Raw genomic sequence first — 22,787 nt, 5'->3', positions numbered from 1 at the left:
TCTTTTCAGTCCAAAAATATAGGAACGATATTATTAGGCCGATAATTTTTGATTAAGTTATTATTAACAACTTCGTCACTGTCATCTGGTTTATTTGGGATTTCATAACATATAGCTAACGTGCTCTATTTTCATGTCCTTGCTTGTGATTAAGAATCCCGCTTCCTCAAAAGGCCATCTCATACTGACTAATAGCGAAAAATGGAATCCCTCCGTGATATTTGTGAATCATGTGTAATCATCACATCCTTTGCTATATCATGAATTTGTTAAGGAAATATTAAATGAATAATCTGTCTATGCAGATGTAAAAAATCGCCCGTATATTCGCACAGGTTATATTGAATTGACCGTCCGCAGAGCGTTAGCCGGTAACGTTCCGAAGGTTCGAATCCTTCCTCTGCAACTATCATAAGTTAGGTTTATAATTGGTTAGTAGATCAAGCCCCTTCTCCCCGTTGGGGCTTGTCGTATATTTGGTCGTTTTTTACTAAAGTAGATGCTAACGTTTACGTGTTTATAGCCGTGAAAAGTTGGTCATAGTTTAAGATTGATTGTACACCACAAAATCTCCATCTGGTGAAAAGGACGGTGTGCGATGATCGGTAATCAAGTCAAAATTACCTCCCTCTCGTTTTACTAGCGTTATACGAGTCGTCAAAGATACCCAATATATTTGTTAAACATTCTTCCTAACTGTACACTGCAACAATAGCAGTGATAGGTTCCTTGTTCTCACCATATTTTGTTTATAATTGTATAACAAAACTATTTATATCTTTTGGAGAATATTGATTTCTTGGGCTAACGATTCATAATTTGCTAATAACTGATCGAGCTGCGCGGCTATAGCGCCGTCTGGCAGTAGACTTCCGTTTCTACAAGGCAACCCTATGTCCAGCCCACGTTGTCCCAGAATATATTTTGCACTAGCCGGATAAGTCTCATGCATGACATCCATATTCGTTGCGAAAAATTCCTGTACTTTGGTTACCTCAGCCTGCCTTTCTGTGTTTGCGTAGTTGTCGCATAACCACACCACAAGCTCCGGGAAATAGTTTCCTTGAATACAGGATAGACCTGCAGATCCAGCTTTTAGCGATTCCACAGCATGCACCATATAGGCATCGTATAGTCCAAAAGTGGGTTCCGTTTGGGTATTGGCGATTTTTTGACGCACATTTACGATATCCAGACAGGTATCTTTATGGTATTTTACGCGGCCTGTGCTGACCAATTCCCCTAACAATTCAGGAGATATAACACGCTTGTAGGGCACGGGGCATTCATAAAATCCGACCGGAATGTCTCCAGTTAAGTCCAGTAATTGATGAACATTCTTGCTGAATACCATTTCGGAGTCCTCCTCTTTCGCCAACAGACCGGATATTAAAATAATCGCAGAAACACCTGTTTTATATATTTTCTTCACATTTTCCGCCTGCTTTGCTATGGTTTCGCCAAAAGAACCTGTTGCGACGATGGGAACACGTCCATTGACACGCTGCACAATATAACGCACAGAATCCTCCATTTCTGCTACCGATAGTTGGTACATTTCGCTGGAAAGACAGTTGGCAAACAAGCCCCCTGCCCCACGCTCCAAATAAAAGTCAACCAACTGACCCAATACATCATAATCAATAGATAAATCTTCTTTAAACGGCGTTAGCATTACCGGTATAAATTTTTTGCTGTTACTCATTGTTAAAAATATTAATATGTTTTTTACTTTCACTCATTACGCTTCACGCCTTAACCGCTGCCTGATATTCCCCACCAAGAGGATTGCCATCGTTCCAACCACGATAATCATGTTTGCATGAAGCATATTTTTGAGAAAGGCGTACTCCTCCGGGAGTAGATAGGAAAATGTCATCCATAAAATAACGGCTATTCCTACTCCTGTCGCGAGCATTGCATCGCTATTGCCTACTTTTTTATTGGTAATCCCTAGCAGGAACAAACCGAGCATACCCCCGGCAAAGATTCCCGACAGGGTCCACCATACATCCAATATACTCTGCACACCGATCATCGCAATTCCCGCAGACATCCCTATCACACCAAATACACCTGTACCAATCAACAATAGACGCAGGTTACCTTTGTCCGAAATATTCGGATTAATATAACGCTTATAGATATCTTCTGTAAAAACGGTGGCCGAAGCATTCATTCCCGAACTAATGGTGCTCATGGCTGCTGCCAAAATTGCCGAAACAATCAGACCCAAAATTCCCACCGGAATGTTATTCACCATATAATGAGGCAATACTTTATCTCCATAATCTGCCGGCGTCAATGTCTTCACCACATTGGCAAGATCCCCACCTGTTACACCCATCCTCTCTATCGCTGCCTGTTCTTTAACCGTTGTTAACAATTCCGGATTAACGTCGTAATACGCATATAAACATGCTCCGATAATGAAAAATAGCAAAGAAATCGGTAGATAAAGCCAAGTACACAACCACACGGACTTAGCTGCTTCTTTCGCATTTGACGCAGCATGATAGCGTTGGACATAGTTTTGGTCCATCCCGAAGTTCGTGAGGTTCATAAAAAAACCATACAGCAAGATCACCCAAAACGTAGAAGAGGAAAAATCGGTCAGCGAGAAGGATCCTAAACTAAACTTGTTGTCCCGCAGACCAATATCCACAATGGTAGTTACACCCCCTGGAATACCATATACCAAGGTTCCGATCACAATCAGTGCGCCTATCGTCAATAATATGCCCTGAAACACTTCTGTCCATATTACCGCCTCCAATCCGCCCAAAATCGTATAGATGATAATACACACCCCAGTCACCAGCATAATTAAGGACATATCCAGCCCCGTCAGAGCCTGAAGGGTGAGCGATATTCCGAAAAAAATCGAGCCCATTCTCGCCACTTGGGTTAGCAGAAAGCATATAACAGCGTAGCTCCTCGCCCAAGTACCAAACCTATTTTCTAAATTCGTATAAGCAGAAACTTGTGTATGCTTGCGATAAAATGGGACAAAATATTTTGCTGCTATGAACGCTGCTAGCGGCATCGATAAACTAAAAACAAAAGCATTCCAATTAGATCCGTAGGCTTTTCCGGGAACGCCTAGGAACGTGTTAGAACTGAGGAATGTTGCATACAACGAGATACCTATCGCCCAGGCTGGAATCTTCCCAGTAGCCTTTGTATAGGCCTCAGAGGTTGTATTTTTTCTCGAAAAATAGACACCGACCAGCATCATCGCCAGCAAATAAACTGCTATGACAGCTAAATCTATGATTGGTAAATTATTCATAATACATTTATAATGTCGTTAATGTCGTATATCGATGGTATAAAACCTCATATATTTTTTGAGTTGACAAATTTGGTCGATAGGTTCCTGCATCTATCTGTTACTTTATATTCCGCAAAAATTAACCTTAATTCCCAGCGCTTGAAGTGCTGCCGCTTTAATTTCCGCTGCTCTTCTCACATCAAAATCGCCATCTACATAAGCCACCTGTATATGGTTAGCCTTATGCTTTGCCATCATCTGGTCTCTACTTACGCCATCCAGCACACCGTGCATAATCGGCCATTGTACATCCGTAAGTGCCCATCTTCTTTCTGTTTCCTCTTTCGGTAATTCTACGGCCCGTCCGGTACCGATATCACACCACAATTCATCCCGCTCCATATATATTCTGCTCCACACTATTTTACCCGGGCGACTGACACCACGAAGCGTTCCTCCTCCTTTTTTGAAGAACATAGGTGGTTGGCGCATGCTGCTCGCATTGGCATATCCGTCAACAAAATGGGACGCAGGCACCGCCCCGGATATCAAGAATACCCAGACAAACTCCTCTTTTCCATCCACAATAAAATTTTCGCCGTAACGTAAGTCATGCAATGTATTATCACCGTTCAACCCTAACTGTCTCCAAAGGTGGTAGGTGACATATCCGTCGATACCCGCACATTCATCTACTTCATTAAAATGCGGTAAAGCCACGCCCGGATATAGTTCTTTTCCTTTTTCATCATAAACAGGGGGGCGTTCTGTATTGTTTAAAAGACCTTCTACCAAATCGCTCGCCGCCACTAAGTCTTTCAAGCCCTGCTGGTATTGTATACCGATAGTATCACATCCAAATTCATCCGCCAAACGCAGCGCTGCAATGTACATTTTACATTGTTCCAATGTCTGCTCTTTGGTCAGTTCGTTAACAGGATCTGTTCCCCAATCGAATTTCATTCCTTTTTTCAACAGCCAGTCCAGAATAGTGTGCGCCTCTTCATCCGAGACAGTCAACATCTTTGCATATAAAGTCGACTGGCTGAGTCGTTCCTTGAAAATGCCCAACTGATGGATCAATGCATCGGGCACGATAGCATTGAACATCCCCATACAGCCTTCGTCAAAGACACCCATAACCACCTGGTCATGTTGTAGTTTTGCGGCGAATCCCGCCGCTAATTCATGGTCTGCTACCGTCATCGACGTTGTTTCAAAAGCACGTACATGAGTATAATCGTGAATCACTGTGCCTGTATCCAGCCAGTCCTGAAGTTTGTTGATAAAAAAGTCGTCCGTGAAATCCTTACTCCAGAGAAAACTATATTGTACGTTGGCTTTCGTAAGCGATCCCGTCAGGTTCAATGCACCGACTAATCCAGGATAGGTACCATCCCAATTCGTTACGATCAGAATGGGCCCTTCATGAGCAATTAGTCCCGCTAAAACATGATGGCTATACTGCCATACACTTTCAGCAACAATAAGTGGGGCTTTTTTATCAATTCCTCTAAAGATTTTGATCCCCACATGCTGATAGTCAATAAAACCGTGTCCTTTTTCTTCGTCGTATGTATGCGCTCGTTTGATCGTCCAACCTAACTTTTGCAAGGCAATATGGAGCTTTTCTTCCATTTGCTGTTGCATCGGCCAACACTTGATATTCGCTGAAGGTCTTAAGTCTCCACTACATACTAAATAAGCTTGATTATTATTCGTTGTCGTCATGTGATTTGTATTTGGTATTACAAAGATGCATTCGAAAAGCAGCTATTTCTTAGCATAATTTTCCCAAAGTATCCAACATCTTATCACATATTCGGGGGAAAACGAAACTTTGACTAAATTAGATGGCACCATTTATAAATAATGTGATGAACCCGACATGATTAAAACAATCATTAAGCATAGAGCGCAATGAATATTTATTCTCGGGTGACTCAGAATTTACCATGCAGCATATTGCAATAGAAAAGCGGTTTTGAAAAAACCTCCAATTTTATATACATTTCAGTACACTTTAGCCGACATTCTTTGTCAAAATCTATAGAAAGATACAGTTCGACAACTCACGTTCATAAGCAGGCATTCTCCCTTGAAGTAACGGATCAGTGCATTTCTTGATGGTCGGTTATTTTTATTTATTCTTTACGGGATTACATAATGCCCTGACGTAAGATACCAAAAAGATATTCATCCGGTTTCGAGACGTCTACCAACCGACGTTTGTATTGCCATAGTTTTAAAAACGAATTCATCACCAGCTCTTCAGCATCTTCTCGATTACGAACCATTTGTAGTGCGAAGTCGAGCATTTGATGGTAATAGTGATCCACCACACCATTGAACGCCAATTCGTCTCCTCTCAGCCACTGCTCAATGAATCCTTCTATTTGCCTCTTTCTCATACTGGTTTGTACAATTTCACGAAAAAGTTAGCCAAACATAAAATCAGTCATGGATTATGTTTTTGTTAACTTGCTATTAAAACAGGGTATCATCATGTAGCGCGCTATAACATACAACACAGTGCTTTGTTCTTTCCGCTCATTAGTGTAATTATGCGCACATATACGAATCGATTTTTGGCCTTGCCAACTTTGGTCCGCGACCTGCGCGCCAAATATTTTTAACACAATAAAATTGGCGCTTTAAAAAATAACTAATTAAAAAACAACACCTTACATGTTTTATCAGATTTAGACCCCTACCGATCTTTCACTTTGGGATACTATAGGGTATGGAGGACAAAGAGATCTTAATCCTAATCGGGAAGCTACGCTCAAAAACCATCTCTTCAGAAGAACTGAAGGAGCTACAACATATATTGTATAGTAGCCAGAAATCGAGAAAGTTGCTGGAACTTATGCATGATGCATTTGAAGATGCTACCGAATTGTCGTCGTCCCTACCGGAATATAAACACAAAGATCTTGTCAAAGACCGTTTGGCAAGACAGATCTCTCCTAGAAGTCAATCTCGTCACAAAGGACGGACCAACCTGTTATATTGGGCAATCTCAGTCTCAGCGGCATGCATAATCGCAAGCTTTATCTTCGTTTCGTCATTCAGAAAAAATGTATCTCATGACATAATTTGGGAAGTGGTATCTACAAAGCATGGCGAGCGGAAGCGGGTATCGCTCAGCGATGGAACCCATATATTACTGAATGGCAACACTTCCTTAACATATCCCAAGCACTTGATAAATAATTTGAGATTGGTAAAACTGGATGGAGAGGCATTTTTTGATGTTGCCGAAAATTTGGAGAAACCGTTCTTGATTATTTCGAAAGACTTTACCACACAGGTTGTAGGCACATCGTTCAATATCGATTCAGATATCGGAAAAGTTGTCGAAGTAAACACAGGAAAAGTAAATGTCTTTGCAATGAGTGGCAACGAGGTACTTCTATTGGTCACTCAAAATACCACCGAACAAACGGATATTTTAGGACAAATAGCAAACAAATCCACCAATAACGTATCGTTAATAAATGGACAGCGAGCTCAATTAGATATCAATAGCTTCTGGAGCATTTCGGCCTACCAATATAAAAACTGGTTTAACAATGAACTTATATACTTAAACGAACCAATGTCCCAAGTCATCAAAAAAGCTTATCGGAACTTTGGCGATTCGATAACTGTGCATCCAGATTTAGCACAAAAAAACATCACAATCACTTTCCGGGATAAAAACAAATCACAGATTTTAAATACCCTCGCAGAGCTATCAGGAGGAACGTTAACACTAAATCACAAGACAAAAATTTGGGAGATTAAAAAATAAAAAAGCCAGAAATGCTAGGCATTTCTGGCTAGACCAATGAAGACAATCGGTGCGCCTGAGAAACTCGCCGACTGTCGAACTATTAACAAAGTATCAACCTTTATTAATTATTGCAAAGATGCAAAAAAAAGGACATAATTATTATATTCCTAACTTAAGACAAATCATGAAGATCTCATTTATGCTCTGGGGATCGCTTCTTACAACTTGTATTGTATTTGCCAGCAATGAAAGCTATGGGCAAAAAGAGTTGGAGAGAACTATTCGCGTAACCTTCGAGAATGTCAGTTTGAAACAGGCCCTCGAACATCTTCAAACAGCGCATCGTATCCCGCTAGCGTATAACAATGATGCGAGTTATCTAACCGCTAAGGTCAACTATTCGGGAAACAAATTGGCCCAAGAAGTACTGAAGGATATCCTCCATCCACACAACCTCACGTACGAGACCCGTCACAACTTTGTACGGTTGATTAAACGGGTTTCTACTCCATCCGTTCTAGATATAGATAAGCAGTCAGACCAAGAAAATATAGTCACCGGACTAATAATAAATAATATAAATCAACCCTTGCTGGGTGTTACTATTGCGGTAAAAGATAAAGTCAATAGCAAAACGAGCACAGACTTTAACGGTCGGTTTGTCCTGAATATCGCTAAGGGAGAGACAATTGTCGTTTCTTTCGTCGGTCACATCACACAGGAAGTACTTATAGGCGACCAACGGGAGATCACGATCACCATGGAAGAAGACCTTGCCGGTCTTGAGGAAGTTGTGGTTGTCGGCTTCGGCACACAGAAGAAAGAAAGTGTAACCTCTGCTATTACTACAATTTCACCCAGTGATTTAAGAGTGCCGAGCAGCAACCTGACAACCGCCTTGGCCGGTCGTATCGCAGGAATGATTGCCTACCAGACCAGCGGTGAACCGGGGCATGATAATGCAGACTTCTTTATTCGCGGTGTTACTACGTTCGGTACAGGTAAGGTTAATCCCCTCATACTCATTGACAATGTGGAAGTATCTACATCTGATCTATCAAAGATGCATCCTGATGATATTCAGAGCTTTTCTGTTTTGAAAGATGCAACAGCAACTGCTTTATACGGTGCACGCGGAGCAAATGGAGTAATTCTTATCACGACCAAAGAGGGCAGGGAAGGAAAAGTTATGGTGAATTTCCGTGTGGAAAACTCTTTTTCGCAACCTACCTCTACGATTGAGATGGCAGATCCAATCACTTATATGCGCCTGGCAAATGAAGCGGCTTCCACCCGTGATCCGTTAGCATCAGTTCCCTATTCTAACAACCAGATCGACGCGACCATGAACACGGATAGGAACCAATTTGTATATCCTGCGGTTGATTGGACCGATATGCTAACGAAGGATGTTGCGATAAACCATCGGGCCAATCTAAATATTTCTGGTGGTGGCCCCGTGGCACGTTATTACATAGCAGGTTCCTTTGCAAAGGACAACGGTATACTCAAGGTGGACGAGCGCAATAACTTTAATAGTAATGTCAACTATGAGCAATACCTAATCCGTTCCAATATCAATATCAACCTTACCCCATCTACAGAAGCGGTTGTCCGCCTACATGGCACGTTCGACGATTATAACGGCCCCATTACAGGGGGTAGTGATATGTACAGAAAAGCACTTCAGGTAAGCCCGGTCCGTTTTCCGGCTTATTTCGAACCAGACAAAACATTCAGCGGAGCTGACCATATCCTATTTGGCGGGTTTGAGGGCGACTCATACATGAATCCCTATGCAGAATTGCTGAGAGGCTATAGACAGGAAAGCAGATCCAAGATGATGGCGCAAATGGAATTGAAGCAAGATCTGGGTGGCATTATACAAGGCCTTACCGGTCGTGTACTAGGGAACACAACCAGAAACTCGGGTTTCGACCTGACTAGGGCCTACAGTCCCTTTTATTATCAGATACTACCGGGCCAATACGACAGGTTTACTGATGAGTACAAGTTGATCGAATTGAATCCGACTACCGCAAACGAATATGTTGAGTATACGCCTGGGTACAAAGCTGTAGAGAGTTCATTTTATGGAGAAGCCTCTCTGGCCTATAACCGGACTTTCAATGAAAGGCATGCTGTTAGCGGTATGGTTGTGGGGATTGCCCGCAATTCGCTTACGGCGAATGCTGCCACGCTTTCCGCGTCGTTGCCACAACGTAACCTTGGCTTGTCTGGAAGGCTCACCTATGGATACGACAGCCGTTATTTTACGGAATTTAACTTTGGCTACAACGGGTCTGAAAAGTTTGACAAAGGACATCGTTGGGGCTTTTTCCCATCTGTCGGTGTAGGTTGGTCCATAGACAGGGAGAAATTTTGGAGTGGTAGATTGAAGGAGATCGTTTCCAAACTGAAACTCCGTGGTACGTATGGCCTAGTAGGAAATGATGAAATTGGCGCACAACGCTTTTTTTATCTTTCGGAAGTGACTATTGGCGGTGGTGGTAATTTCACCACAGGTTATAACTTCAATGGCATCGACCATAATGGTGTCCTTATCAGAAACTACGCCAACCCGGATATCGGATGGGAAATAGCCCGTAAAACCAACTTAGGTATAGAACTGGGGCTATTTAACGGGAAGGTGGACATTATAACAGACCTGTTCCACGAGCACAGAAGCAATATTCTTCAATCGAGGGCAGATATTCCTTCGGAAATGGGCTTGTGGGGAACGCCACAGGTTAATGTGGGCGAAGCGCAAGGACGAGGTTTAGATGCTTCCGTAGATTACAAACACAGCCTCACAGGGGGTGCCTGGTTGGTCGGGAGAGCAAACTTTACATTTGCGCGCTCAACCTATCTGTATTACGAAGAAGCCGAATATTCCCTACTCAATATGGAATGGCTGTCGCGTAAAGGTCATGCGATATCACAGCGGTGGGGACATGTTGCAGAAAGGTTGTTCATTGATGAGGCAGACGTAGCCAATTCCCCGCGTCAGGATTTTGGTGAATATATGGCAGGCGATATCAAATACAAGGATATCAATGGCGACAATATCATCAATGAACTAGATAGGGTGCCGATCGGCTACCCCACTACTCCTGAAATAAATTATGGCTTCGGACTGTCCGCAGGATATAAAAACCTCGATATATCTATCTTTTTCCAAGGTTCGGATCGGTCTTCGTTTTGGGTTGATGCCGCAACCATGTCGCCTTTCCGCCAGCACTCTTCTGGAGGAAAGACGCTAGAGACAGGTCTAGCGCAGTTTATTGCGGATGACCATTGGACAGAATTATCGCAAGACCCCAACGCCGCATGGCCCAGGTTGTCGAATATACTTATTGATAACAACAATCAACGTAGCACTTGGTTCCTTCAAAATAATTCGTTTTTACGTCTCAAAAGTGCGGAAGTCGGTTTTGCTCTTCCCGAAAAGTGGACCGAGCGTGTTAATTTATCCTCTTGTCGTCTTTATCTCAGCGGTACCAATTTGTTATTATTTAGCAAGTTCAATCTATGGGATGTAGAAATGGGTGGCAATGGATTAGGGTACCCTCTTCAACGGGTGTTTAATTTAGGTATCAATGTTTCGCTTTAACAAAAAAACTCAATGAATATGAAATATATAGTGATAAGTGGAGTTAAAAATAGAATTTTCATGTATCTGTTGTGTATATCGTGTTTTTCAACGATATCATGTGGGGATTTTCTGGACGTCGTGCCCGATAACACCCCTACCGTTGATCATGCATTTAAAACCCGTTACCAAGCAGAGCGCTTTTTATATGGCTGCTTCAGCTTTCTTCCCAATTTTGCTGATGCGGGTTCCAATCCTGCGATGCTAGGTGGTGACGAAACCTGGTATATAGACCCTGTTGATGGAATGAATCCACGGCTTTGGTATATTGCAAGAGGTGCACAGGGCACCAATTCACCGTTGGCCAATTATTGGGCGAGCGAGCAAAATCAAACCGCTTATAGTTTGAATGGTGGAAAAGCGCTATTCACCGCACTGAGCGATTGTAATATTTTTCTAGAAAACATCCACAAACCTTATGATCTATATGACGAAGAGCGAACGCGCTGGATCGCTGAGGTCAAATTTCTCAAGGCCTATTATCATTTTTGGCTGTTCCGCATGTATGGTCCCATTCCTTTGATCAAGGAAAATCTGCCACTCAGTGCAAAGGGAGAAGAAGCCCAACGATATCGTGAGCCGATCAACGAGGTAGCTGAATACATTGTATCACTGCTAGATGAAGCTGTAGAAGATTTACCCCTGTTGATAGAAGACCAAACCAACGAACTGGGGCGCCCGACCAAGCCTATTGCTTTAGCGATCAAAGCCCAAGTGTTGACATTGGTTGCCAGCCCCTTATTTAATGGCAACCCGGATTATTCCGCTATTGTAGATGATCGCAATATAGCGCTTTTCCCGCAGGCCTACAGCAACGAAAAATGGCAGAAAGCGGCTGACGCATTGAAAGTGGCCATTGATGTGGCACATGAAGCGGGACATAAGCTGTATGATTTCAGCTTTACAAACCCTGCTAATGCTGCTCTTTTAAATGAAAAGACCATTTTAGCCATGCAGGTTAGGGGAGCTGCTACCGAACAATGGAATGAGGAAATTATTTGGGGGAGCTCCGAATCGAATACACTCGCTTTACAGAGAGCCTGCCATCCTGTCTTTTTTGTAGCGCAAAACGGTGGAGGTTTAAATAGGACATTTGCACCTACCTTGCAGGTTGTTGAACAATTTTACACCAAGAATGGGGTTCCCATTGAAGAGGATAAAGCATGGATAGGTGTCGATCCGATGGAGATAAAAACAGCTACCGCAGCTGACAAATATTATATCCGCGAGAATCATCCTACCATCCAGCTGCATTTTGACAGGGAATCTCGTTTTTATGGATCAATCATGTTTGACGGTGGTACACTATATGGCAACAGCAGAATTACATCCGATAACAATATGTGGGTAACCGATCTACTGGCTGGAAAAGTGGGAGGGGGTGGCAATCCGGTGCAACGTTATCCTTCTACAGGTTATATCTGCAAAAAATGGCTCCATTTCCGTTCGGCGGTCCCCGATAATAACGCCTCGTTTAGCGCCCATCGCTATGCCTTCCCTATTATCAGGTTGGCAGACCTCTACCTGATGTATGCCGAAGCACTAAACGAAACGCTTTCTTCACCGACAGATGAAGTATATTATTATATAGATCTCGTGAGAGCACGCACCGGGCTGACTAATGTTGTAGAGAGCTGGCGCGATCATGCTATTGATGCCAACAAACCATCGACTAAAGATGGTATGCAAGAAATCATCCGACGCGAACGCCTGAACGAACTGGCCTTTGAAGGTGCGCGTTTTTGGGATCTAAAACGCTGGAAACTTGCAGAGACATATATGAACCGTCCTGTACGGGGCTTGAACGTGCGTGGAGAAACGCCTGAAGAATTTTATCGGGTAACCGAAATATATCCTTTGACCTATAGCAAAAAAGATTATCTGTGGCCTCTCAAACAAAGCACATTGCTTACTAACAGGAAATTGGTGCAAAATCTGGGTTGGAACTAAAAAATTGAAAACAAATACTCATGAAAAAGTTATCGTTATTTATAGCTGCACTTCTGCTGGCTCTCTCTTGGGGTTGTACTGAGGTACAGGATTGGGCGGATCCAATGGATAATGTCCCCCCAGGTACAATTACCAATGTACGGGTAAAAAATATTAATGGCGGAGCGGTCCTTTACTATACGCTACCCCATGACAGCGACTTATTAGGGGCAAAAGCTGTTTACAATTTTAGTGAAAGTGAAGAAATCTTAGAAGTTTATGCGTCTGCGTTCAAAGATTCTATAGTACTCGACGGATATGCGGATACCGACGAGCATATTGTCCAGCTATATGCGGCAGACAAAAGCAACAACCTATCGAAGCCCGTACTTGTGACCATTCGCCCGCTAACTCCACCTGTGGTGGAAATACGCGAAACATTAACAGCGCAGACCGCCTTCAGTGGAGTGCGTGCATTATGGAATAACCCTTTAAAAAAACCTGTAGCTATATCCTTATACACAACTGATTCCGCTGGCGATAAAGTACTCTTCGAAAGACATTATTCAAGCGCAGAAAACGGTGGTTACACCTTTAGAAATTTCGATGCTGTTGAACAAACTTTTTCGTTTGAGGTGAGCGATCGATGGAACCATATTGCAGCTCCTTTGGACACTGTATTGACGCCTTTATATGAAATACAGATTCAAGGGATGGTCGGCACGACATATCTATGGGACCTGTATGATTACAGCAACAATATATACAGAGGAGAACCCCTACAAACCAATGCAGGCTCTCAGTCGGCCTACCGTGGAAAAGTTCGGAATCTTTACGATGGAAATACGTGGGATAATTCTAACTATTTCTATTATAGACCTGGCACGATGAATCAATTTGTTCCGGGAGCAATTTCATCGGTGTATACGCTTCCTGCGTATATGACAATTGATATGGGAGTAGCTGCCAAATATAGCAGGTTTAAATATTTTACCAGGGGGCGTTCGCCGGTTTATTCTGCTTGGGCATGGTATGAATTTGAAGTTTGGGGCACCAATAATCCGAAAGCCGTTACTGAAATTGGCGACGGAAGTCAGGCGGATAACCTAAAATATTGGACCTCATGGCCTGAGGCCGGCGGTACGGACGAGTGGAAAAACGACTGGGAAAAACTTGCTGATTGTACGGTTGAATTTCCATCAGGAACGCCTAATAATTCGCCACAGGTCGAAAGTGCCGAGGATATCGCTTTCGTGATGGATGGTTTCGGCTTTGATATTGACCCTGACAAGAATGACAAAGCGTTTCGCTATATACGGTTTGTACTTAAAAAGAATAGTACGGACAATGTTCCTTACATCCAATGGAGCGAATTGCAATTTTGGGGTTCCTATGATTAATAAAAGATGTTGTATTTAAAGAAAATTAACCACAGTAAAATGAGACGTTTTATTTTTGCATTTTTAAGTATTCTCTGCGCATGCACTTCGGTCAATGCCAACCAGATTGTATATCCTTGGCGGGCTAGTCCAGCGATCTTAGCAACGGGACAGACAATCGAGATCCTATACGACAATACCGCCGGTATGCCGATCGATTCTATCCTGCTAAAAGGACCGTACAATCGCGTGGTTTTGCAAGTTGATACAGTCAGGATAGGGCGGTTCGAATATGATACGTTTACAAAGGCAACCGTCAGCAATCAGATCCGAGTAACTATTCCGAAAGGCACTCCTGAGGAATTGTATGACCTGATCGTAATGAGTGGAGGTGAAACCAATATTTCAAAACGATCCGTGAAAGTGCTGAAAGCGTTTCGTAATCCGCATCGCTTTATTCATATTAGCGATCCGCATACCTCTCGGCAATGGATAGGAACGCCCGAGAACGGCTATGCGAAAGAACTGGAATTACTCGATCGCTTTATTGAAGTAGCAAATATTATTCATCCCGAATACATTATCGTGACTGGTGATATTATTCATGATTATACCCGTTATGATGCCGATTCGCTGGGTTGGGGTGGAGTGGTTCGCTCGGGGTTCGACAACCCGCCACTGGCGGAGGAAAAATATAAGAATTACTTTGAAGGAGCAGGTGGATTTTCGGGTATTTACGGTTTTAATGCTCCTGTTTTTTCTATTCCTGGCAACCATGATTTTTACGGGCCAAAACCAGATAATTATCCCGCTAAAGCGGCCCAATGGAATCGATTGATGGGGAAGCGGGTGTACGGTTTTTCCTATCTAGATACCAGAATCATAGGTTCAGACGATTATTTGGGAGATCCTGTTGCTGATGTTCCTGATCTTGCGCCGATGTCGGGATTACAGGGGATGTTGTTAGATAGCTTTCTGAACACAGCGGGGCATGGCAAATTACGCATCATGGCACAGCACAGGCATAACCGAATAGATACCGCTTTTGTCGATCGCAATAAAATAAATATATTGCTCAACGGGCACAGCCATCGACCACATCAGGAGCTTGTTGGCACTACGCCCACGCTCAGTCTACGACCGGGGGTCGTGGTTAGAAGCGGCGAGATTGCCAACTGGGAAAAAACACTGGGTTTCTTCCGTATTTTCACGATTGATAGCGATACTTTCCAGCACTCCCCTCCGCTTAGGTTCTGTAAAAATCCTACGGCAGCTTATGATGATTTGATTATGAACCTGACGTTGGATTTCAAAAAGAACAATACAGGCGAAGAAACGTCTAATGAAGCGCTCATCACCAATGATTTCGAAGTAGACTTGCCAAATTGTAATGTCCGCTTTGTTATGGCGAAAGGGAAATACAAGGTGTCAGAGGGAAGTATTCATCAGGTTATCGAAACATCGGAATTCTCGGTATTGGATGTACGCGTGGATGTGGATGCGCAGCGTAGCAAATCAGTAAAAATTACAAAACAATAATGTCAACATGCAAAAATTCCTAGCTTTTTTATTTTTCTGTACTTTGGCCGATGAAATATGTGCACAAACCGCAGCAATACCTCATGAGCGAGAAAAAGTTGAAATAGCGGTTGCGAAAGAAAATTTCCATCTTTACCTCTTAATCGGTCAGTCAAATATGGCTGGCCGAGGTATAGTAGAGCCACAGGACACCGTTGGGAGTCCTCGTATTTTAAGACTAAATAGTGAGGGTGACTGGGAAATCGCCAAAGAACCCATACATTTTGACAAACCCGCTGCCGGTGTTGGTCCTGGTCTTGCTTTCGCTCGAGAGATGCTCGCTGGCAACAAGAAGGAAATAGTCATCGGGTTGATCCCTTGTGCTGCAGGGGGCTCTAGTATTGATATATGGAAACAGGGAGTCTATTGGCATCAAACGAACTCGTATCCCTACGACGATGCGCTGAAAAGAACACAGAAAGCCTTGCAAAAAGGCGTATTGAAAGGCATTCTATGGCATCAAGGGGAAGCAGATCAATCACCAAAAAAAGCATCGGTTTATAAAGAAAAATTGGTCGCTTTAGTGGCTACCTTACGTTATGATTTTCAGACACCTGAAGTTCCTTTCATTGCGGGTGAAGTTCCGCATTTTAGAGACAATGAAGCAATGATTAATCAGGCTTTTCATGAAGCAAAACAAATTATTATGCACTACGATGTGGTTTCAGGAGAAGGTCTAACATCGCTGGAAGATGGCGTGCATCTGGACGCGATTTCTCAACGGAAATTCGGCAAACGGTATGCCCAAAAGTCGAAATATTTGAAGAAGCGTACTGAATAAGTAAGCTGAGGGAGTTCGGTGATTAAGACCTGGTCACGTCCATAAACAAAAGAAAGAAAATCAATAATTTCAGAATCACATCATGGTCTTTGGCAATATAATCCCGTATCGATTTCATCGCTAAAGACATATGCTCTTTGACAGTATTGGGTGAGATCTCCAAAAATTGAGCGATTTCCTTATAACTCAGTCCCTTTTCTCGAGACATAATAAATATTTTCTTGCGCTGCGGTGGCAGTCGATCAATTGCCAATTCATAGATGCCTTCGTATTCTTCATGGATGACTAACTGCTCTACAGATTGTTGTACGGCCCTCTTTTCTTCAAAATAACGTAACTCTACCATTGCTTCAGCAGACTTTAATTGGGATTTCAGCTGTTTGAAAATTAGGTTTCGTGTTATCCGGAATAGATAGCCTTCAATCGGATGATTTCCTTCGATCCGATGCCTTGCGTTCCAAAGATTAAGGAAAGCATCGTGTATAGTATCGTCGATAACGTCCGTATCTTGAATGAACTTCTTGACAAAATGATACAGCGTCTTGTTGAAGCGATTGTAGATCTCTAAAAAAGCCTGGTGATCACCTTCTCTCACACGAATATTAATCCAATATACTTCTTCATTTTCCGACATGGTAACTAATCTTTAATCGCTAAAGTTATCTTTACAATATTAATTAGTCATTAATTTAGTCTTAAAAAATAGCCAAAAAATGATTTCTTATTTTAAGTTGTGAATTAGAAAGTACTAACAGACCGCACGGAGAAAGCGATCATGGTGGTAGCGGGATGGATAAGATGTTTGAGATTATCCGAAATTGTACTTTGCAAGTCTAAGTTGAGATCTTAAATTTGCAAAGTACGCGGTGGTTACCAACTACAATTTACTGTTGACGTCTATAGCGTTTAACTCTTCAAATGCTTGAGTAAACCTAGAAACCAATGATTCCTCTCCGTATATTATTAATATAATCTACCTCCACTTCTTTAGTTTAAAGCCATAGTACGCATAAAATATTAGGTATACATAGCAGGGCACCAATACCCAGTAGGCTTCTTTCAGTCCATGTGTATCGGCCAAATAGCCATATATCAAAGGCATTAATGCATTTCCACACAAGCCCATGATCAGTAGGGAAGCGCCTATTTTGATAAAACGTCCGAGATTGTCCAACGCTAAAGGCCATACGCCCGCCCAGATCATGGAATTGGCAAAGCCCAACAACACGATAAACCAAACCGATACATCGGTATAATGCCCGAATAAATCGACCTTACCTTCTACCAATATGACCAGTACGCTCAGCAACAGCCCGGAAATGGTACATATTCGTAATGCAGTTAATTGGCTCATGACTTTGGGAATAAATGCGATCCCCAACAAATAACCAACAATCGTAGCCGTCAATGTGTAAGAGGGGAAAACCTTGGCCTCCAAAAAAGGCACACCAGTCTCAGCCACGTAGTTGATGATGCTGTCCACAGCGATTACCTGCGAACCGACATGAAAGAAAATCGCAATAGCACCAAGTACTAAATGTGGAAAATCAAGAATACTTTTCTTATTTGCATTGGAGGTTGCCATCTGCTCATCTTCAGTCTCCGTATCGATTTCGGGCAAAGGTGAGTAACGCACTAGGAGACCTAGTAACAATAACACAACCGCCACGACCGCGTAAGGTACGATAACACGCGCAATAAGCGCGTCCAACGCCTGCTCTTTCACAAGGCCTTCCATCAGATTTATCTGCTCGAATAGCGCATTATCGGTCGAACGTAAAATAACCGCAGCAAACAGTAATGGTGCAATAATACCGGCCAGTTTGTTACAGATCCCCATAATACTAAATCGCTGCGCTGCGCGTTCTTTGTCGCCCAGGATCGTAATATACGGATTAGCGGCCGTCTGCAATATCGACAACCCTATACCTAAGGTAAAAAGCCCTGTCAAAAACACCGGATATGCCCTGGAAAATCCCGCGGGAACAAACAGCCCAGCACCTATGGACATAATCAAAAAGCCCACCATCATCCCCCTCTTAAATCCGATCTTTTTCAATAGATAGCCGGCAGGCAATGACATAACCAGATAAGCAATGTAAAAGGCAAAAGCGACAAGATAAGATTCAAAGTGATTGAGTTCGCAAGCGATCTTAAAATAAGGTATCAAGATCGCATTGATCCACGTCACAAAACCAAAAATAAAAAATAAGCCCCCAATAATCGAAATGGAAATTATCGTGTCTCTTTTACTGAGTGAGGATACGGATACTGTCTTACCTTGTGCCATTATTCTTCCGTTGTTAATTGTTTATAGTTGAGACATCAGACCCTCTGCCTAAATCACTAAATGATCTAAAGCGTACATCTTCTTTAAATTCAATCGGCTGTGTATACAGCGGACTATGGACAGTAGGCTCTGAACCGTCTACGGTATATCGAACGCTAAAACCCGGCAGCTCGGTATTTACATATAGCTTTCCATCAACCGATTTGACACCTGGTCGCGGGATACGGTAATTGAAACCTCCGGCATAATAATCCATACGCTTCAATTCACGACTACCCAAGGTATGGTAAAAAGTTTTCAAGTCTCCGGTATACTGCTTTTTGAAAAGAGCGTCATCCGTTTCGGTTTCCCAACTTGGAGCTTGTGCCCATGCTTTTTCGGCCAGCGCAAAGAAGCGGGGTAAAATCAGATACTCCATCTGTGCCTTATTTTTGACGGTCTCTGACCAAAGTAGGCCCTGAATTCCTATGATATTTTCCCGGCCGACTGCGGTTAATTTTTCCGCATTTTGCAATACTTCAGGCCGCAGTTGTCGCCTCAGCCAATCCTGTTGTTGGTTTTTTAAATAATCAAACGGAATAAAGCTATAGGGTCGCTCTAAATTAATGAGACCTCCCCAATAAAACCCAGGCTCGTTGAAGCTTTTGTAATATGCCATATCCAAATAAAAGTTGCTCACAAAAGAAAGCATCACCTTATACCCTGCATTCGCCAACCGATAGGCCAAGTCTTCGTTTCCAGATAAGTTATTCCAGACATTAAGGTGGATATTGCGGTTTTTAAACTGTTCATTGGGTATCCATTTTTTTCTTCCATTTTCATCAAGAACCTTGTGCATCCCTACTTCCTCCCAACCAAATAGGGTTAGATTTCGAGCTTTCAACAGGTTATAAACGTTATCAAAAAAGTAGTCCCACAATTGATCTGCCTGCTGTATTTGCGAATTTGTAGCTTTTAGCGTGGCAAATGCCGGTGATTTTTCCCAAACTCCCTGCGGCACTTCATCGCCACCAAAGTGAATGGTCTCCAAGGGGGCGCCAGCCTCTTGATAGAGCGCGATAACATCATCTACTACGACCTCCAAAAAATCGTATACCGAGGGCATCGAAACATCCATTACATTATCATTCCATTTTTGAACCGACCGGTACACAGACTGATCGTCGAAATCCCGTAATAGATACTTTTTGGCTTCGGCTGCTTTGCCTTCTTTCATCAACCGATGATATCTAGCCTCCATCGCTTTGATTGCAGCACGGGCATGGCCCGGTGTTTCGATTTCGGGAATGACACGAATATGTCGCGCTGTCGCGTATTGCAGTATTTCCATAAAATCTGCTTTAGTATAATAACCCGATCCGGAGTTTTGGCCTACAAATGGCCCTGAACCATACGAGGGTGGGAGACTAGTGTGCTCTTCGCCAAAGATATGCCCCCGCTGACTGCCGATTGCTGTTAGCTCTGGAAAACTCGAAATTTCCAAGCGCCAACCTTCATCATCATTCAGATGAAAATGCAAGGTATTAAGCTTATATAATCCCATCATATCCAACACTTTAAGTATCTGTGCTTTGGGTTGAAAATTTCGTGCTACATCCAGCATCAGTGCCCTTCTGCCAAATCGGGGTTCATCTGCAACGGTGATAGCGGGCAACGGAATGGATTTATTATTCGAAGAGGCGAAATACTGGGGGTCAATGAGTGTCTTCAACGATTGAATAGCGTAAAAGGCTCCTGCTGCTTCGCTGGCGAAAATCCAGATCCCATTTGGATTTATATCCAAACGATAACCCTCGACAGACAGTCCGGCTTCTTTTTTAAATTGTATGATATTTTTAGTGCCCGCACCGACTGGCAGATCAACTCCTGTTAAATTAAAAATATCTTCTTTCAACAGGTTGACTTCCTTCGAAAACGCTTCATCGCCGACTATTTTTGTGGAATGATTGATCTCAAATTCACCGGCTTTCTCTTCGTAAACCTGAGGTGTCGGAAAGATCCTCGCAGAAGTTACCTTGGTTTCACCATGGATCATTTGATTCTGCGCAAATAAAGACGCCGATGTTTCTTCTTTGTCATTCGCTATCCGGTAGAATTTTTTTTCATTTGCTGGAGCAAGAATTTGCACGGGTGCCAAAGGCTGGATTCGCTTGTCATCCCAAACGACATAAAATCCCTGTGGCGCATCCGAACGGTTGACTAACCACGAATGGGAAACCAGCTCATAGCTAATTTCTTCTCCTGGCTTTAGTCCTTCGAAGTCTTTGGAGGGCGTAAAATAGAATAGATCACCATTAACATGGTTAATATCCAGCAGATTTTGCTCGTTTTTGGCTGTCGCAATTCGTATAAAGTTAAAATACAGCCGCCAGCCGGTTTTAGGCAAAGCTACCTGGCCATTATTTTTAAACGTCAATACAGAAAGTGCCTGCTCTTTACCGGCATAGTTGTTTTCAATCGGCAACCAGCTCACATCTATTTGTAAGGTATCTTGTGGTGATGCGCCATTTACTTGCGACGCAAATAATACGAAAGCACATAGGCTTGAACATATCGCTTTTATCATCGTGTATATCTTAATGTTTTGTATGTCGAGCAAGTCGTTCGTAGAGAACGCTGATTTTACTGTTTCGCAGTTCGTTTTCTTGCGCTATTTCGGCATCGTGTAACAAGTACTTGTTTAACGCGGCGAATCGCCGGTCCAATGCAGCGGTATCAATAGCTTTCAGCTCTGCTAATACCGATGGAATATCCTTTTGCTGAAAGCCTGGTTCGTTTGTCCTTAATTCAATAGACATGTACGTCAAATATTGCAGACGAATATCCGCCATCAACCGGTAATGCTCAAATTCTTCTACGTTCTTCCGTGGTTTTAGCTCATGAAACGCTTTTGAAACAAATTGTGCACTATCTAAAAAAGCGCTGATTTCGAAATTTTCGTTGCTTATTTTGCCCTGATTGATTTCATACGGTATAGCGCGCAAAGCTTCCCAGAATCGTGTAGCTTGCTTGCCGTCAAAACCATATTGCTCTTTAGCATATGTGGTCACAAAAGAATGAACATCTAATGCCGCGCTGTTATTAACGCTCTTAAAGTAAGCTTCGATCAACATATTGAATCCTGAAATCGGATATACACGACGGACCGTATACAAGTCTACTATATCACGAGTCGATTCCCATACAGGCGAATACAGTCCCGACGTCGACCAAGAGGTCATGACCATGCCCTGATAGCCAAATCCTCGGGCCAGCGGAACAAAATCCCGTATGTTGTTAAAATGCTTCTCCCACTGTGTTAAAAAGTAATTGTCGGGATGGCTTCTGATTGACGGCGCACCCCATATTTCAAAACCACTGTTCAATAAGTTGTCGTGTTTGCCGAACATATTGATATCCCACCCGTAATTCCAGTCCACAAAAACAGTCTCCTTGGGCAAGCCATCCAACGCGTCTGGATATTTTAACGCAATATCTGCCCATAGTACGGGACGTTTGCCGAGACTGACCACAATATCACATAACAGTTTGATGTAATCACCATACAATCGGCCTTTGCCCACAGCTTCGACTTTTTTCTTTGATTCGGCAGAATGCCCCAATAAATAGGTTTCGTCTCCGCCGATATGAATATAATCTGAGGTATGCGTAGTGATCAAATCTTTATACAGACTCGTAAACAGCTCCTTGTTTAATTCTTCTCGAAGTGGATTGACCTGGGAATAATCTTTCTGATCTTCCCGTAGATCTTTGTACCGGTAATGCCGAAGGATATATTCAACATGACCAAAACTCTGTTGTAGCGGAATCACATCGAGTCCCAAAGAATCACAATACGAAATAAAATCTACGACCTCTTCTCTTGTATATGCATATCTATTTGGTATCAGTGGATGATCTTTAAAAGGATAGGTAGCCTCCCACTCCATCACTAAGGTATTCAGCCCGTTGTCCCTCAATTTTTTTGCAAAATCCTTTAACGCCGGCAGCTTCATAACCTGAATCCGGAGATCCAAATGAAAACCTTTTACTTTGAAATCCCGAGATACATCGCGCTGAGCAAATGCAGTCGAAATAAACAACAACCAAATTCCAAACAGTAGACTTATATATTTTTTCATCATAA

General features: G+C 42.7%; 14 protein-coding genes. 6 read left to right on the top strand and 8 right to left on the bottom strand.

Translation table 11 applies throughout. The features are described from left to right. Positions 1 to 772 precede the first annotated feature (772 nt). From C4F40_RS10995 to C4F40_RS10980, 4 genes are all read right to left on the bottom strand, one after another. A complete protein-coding gene (locus tag C4F40_RS10995) occupies positions 773 to 1,705 on the bottom strand; it encodes a dihydrodipicolinate synthase family protein (protein ID WP_196939454.1) in 933 nt (310 codons plus the stop codon). A 36-nt stretch (positions 1,706 to 1,741) separates the two neighbouring features. Then, positions 1,742 to 3,292, bottom strand: coding sequence for a sodium:solute symporter family protein (locus tag C4F40_RS10990; protein WP_196939453.1), 1,551 nt, complete (start codon positions 3,290 to 3,292; stop codon positions 1,742 to 1,744). 105 nt (positions 3,293 to 3,397) lie between these two features. Further along, positions 3,398 to 5,005: a fucose isomerase gene (locus C4F40_RS10985; RefSeq protein ID WP_196939452.1), complete on the bottom strand. Its 1,608-nt coding sequence runs from the start codon at positions 5,003 to 5,005 to the stop codon at positions 3,398 to 3,400. A gap of 428 nt (positions 5,006 to 5,433) precedes the next feature. Next, the gene (locus tag C4F40_RS10980) at positions 5,434 to 5,685 is read right to left on the bottom strand and encodes an RNA polymerase sigma factor (protein ID WP_196939451.1); all 252 of its coding nucleotides are present in this window, start codon (positions 5,683 to 5,685) and stop codon (positions 5,434 to 5,436) included. 332 nt (positions 5,686 to 6,017) lie between these two features. Between C4F40_RS10980 and C4F40_RS10975 the strand changes: the two genes are divergently transcribed. The 6 genes from C4F40_RS10975 (at position 6,018) to C4F40_RS10950 (ending at position 16,371) form a co-directional block, all read left to right on the top strand. After that, positions 6,018 to 7,070, top strand: coding sequence for a FecR family protein (locus tag C4F40_RS10975; protein WP_196939450.1), 1,053 nt, complete (start codon positions 6,018 to 6,020; stop codon positions 7,068 to 7,070). Positions 7,071 to 7,188: 118 nt separating this feature from the next. Continuing rightward, on the top strand, positions 7,189 to 10,665 hold the full coding sequence (locus tag C4F40_RS10970; RefSeq protein WP_196939449.1) for a SusC/RagA family TonB-linked outer membrane protein: 3,477 nt from the start codon (positions 7,189 to 7,191) through the stop codon (positions 10,663 to 10,665). Between the two features lie 18 nt (positions 10,666 to 10,683). After that, positions 10,684 to 12,654 carry a RagB/SusD family nutrient uptake outer membrane protein gene (locus tag C4F40_RS10965; RefSeq protein ID WP_196939448.1) on the top strand — a complete coding sequence of 657 codons (1,971 nt, stop codon included), beginning with the start codon at positions 10,684 to 10,686 and terminating at the stop codon, positions 12,652 to 12,654. A gap of 20 nt (positions 12,655 to 12,674) precedes the next feature. Beyond that, positions 12,675 to 14,033, top strand: a complete 1,359-nt coding sequence (locus C4F40_RS10960) for a DUF4959 domain-containing protein (RefSeq protein WP_196939447.1) — start codon at positions 12,675 to 12,677, stop codon at positions 14,031 to 14,033. A gap of 39 nt (positions 14,034 to 14,072) precedes the next feature. Then, complete coding sequence (locus tag C4F40_RS10955) at positions 14,073 to 15,551, top strand: metallophosphoesterase family protein (RefSeq protein WP_196939446.1); 1,479 nt, start codon at positions 14,073 to 14,075, stop codon at positions 15,549 to 15,551. 7 nt (positions 15,552 to 15,558) lie between these two features. Then, on the top strand, positions 15,559 to 16,371 hold the full coding sequence (locus C4F40_RS10950) for a sialate O-acetylesterase (RefSeq protein ID WP_196939445.1): 813 nt from the start codon (positions 15,559 to 15,561) through the stop codon (positions 16,369 to 16,371). Positions 16,372 to 16,393: 22 nt separating this feature from the next. Here C4F40_RS10950 and C4F40_RS10945 read toward each other — a convergent pair whose 3' ends face one another. The 4 genes from C4F40_RS10945 to C4F40_RS10930 form a co-directional block, all read right to left on the bottom strand. Then, positions 16,394 to 17,005 carry an RNA polymerase sigma-70 factor gene (locus C4F40_RS10945; RefSeq protein ID WP_196939444.1) on the bottom strand — a complete coding sequence of 204 codons (612 nt, stop codon included), beginning with the start codon at positions 17,003 to 17,005 and terminating at the stop codon, positions 16,394 to 16,396. 339 nt (positions 17,006 to 17,344) lie between these two features. After that, a complete protein-coding gene (locus tag C4F40_RS10940) occupies positions 17,345 to 18,661 on the bottom strand; it encodes a sugar MFS transporter (RefSeq protein WP_196939443.1) in 1,317 nt (438 codons plus the stop codon). 13 nt (positions 18,662 to 18,674) lie between these two features. Further along, on the bottom strand, positions 18,675 to 21,227 hold the full coding sequence (locus C4F40_RS10935) for a family 20 glycosylhydrolase (RefSeq protein ID WP_196939442.1): 2,553 nt from the start codon (positions 21,225 to 21,227) through the stop codon (positions 18,675 to 18,677). Positions 21,228 to 21,237: 10 nt separating this feature from the next. Further along, on the bottom strand, positions 21,238 to 22,785 hold the full coding sequence (locus tag C4F40_RS10930; RefSeq protein ID WP_231390022.1) for a beta-N-acetylhexosaminidase: 1,548 nt from the start codon (positions 22,783 to 22,785) through the stop codon (positions 21,238 to 21,240). Positions 22,786 to 22,787 lie beyond the last annotated feature (2 nt).

The sequence above is a fragment of the Sphingobacterium pedocola genome, assembly GCF_015209965.1.
Taxonomy (GTDB): Bacteria; Bacteroidota; Bacteroidia; order Sphingobacteriales; family Sphingobacteriaceae; genus Sphingobacterium; species Sphingobacterium pedocola.
The sequence above is the reverse complement of the archived record's forward strand: the minus strand, read 5'-3'. Positions and strand labels throughout refer to the sequence as shown.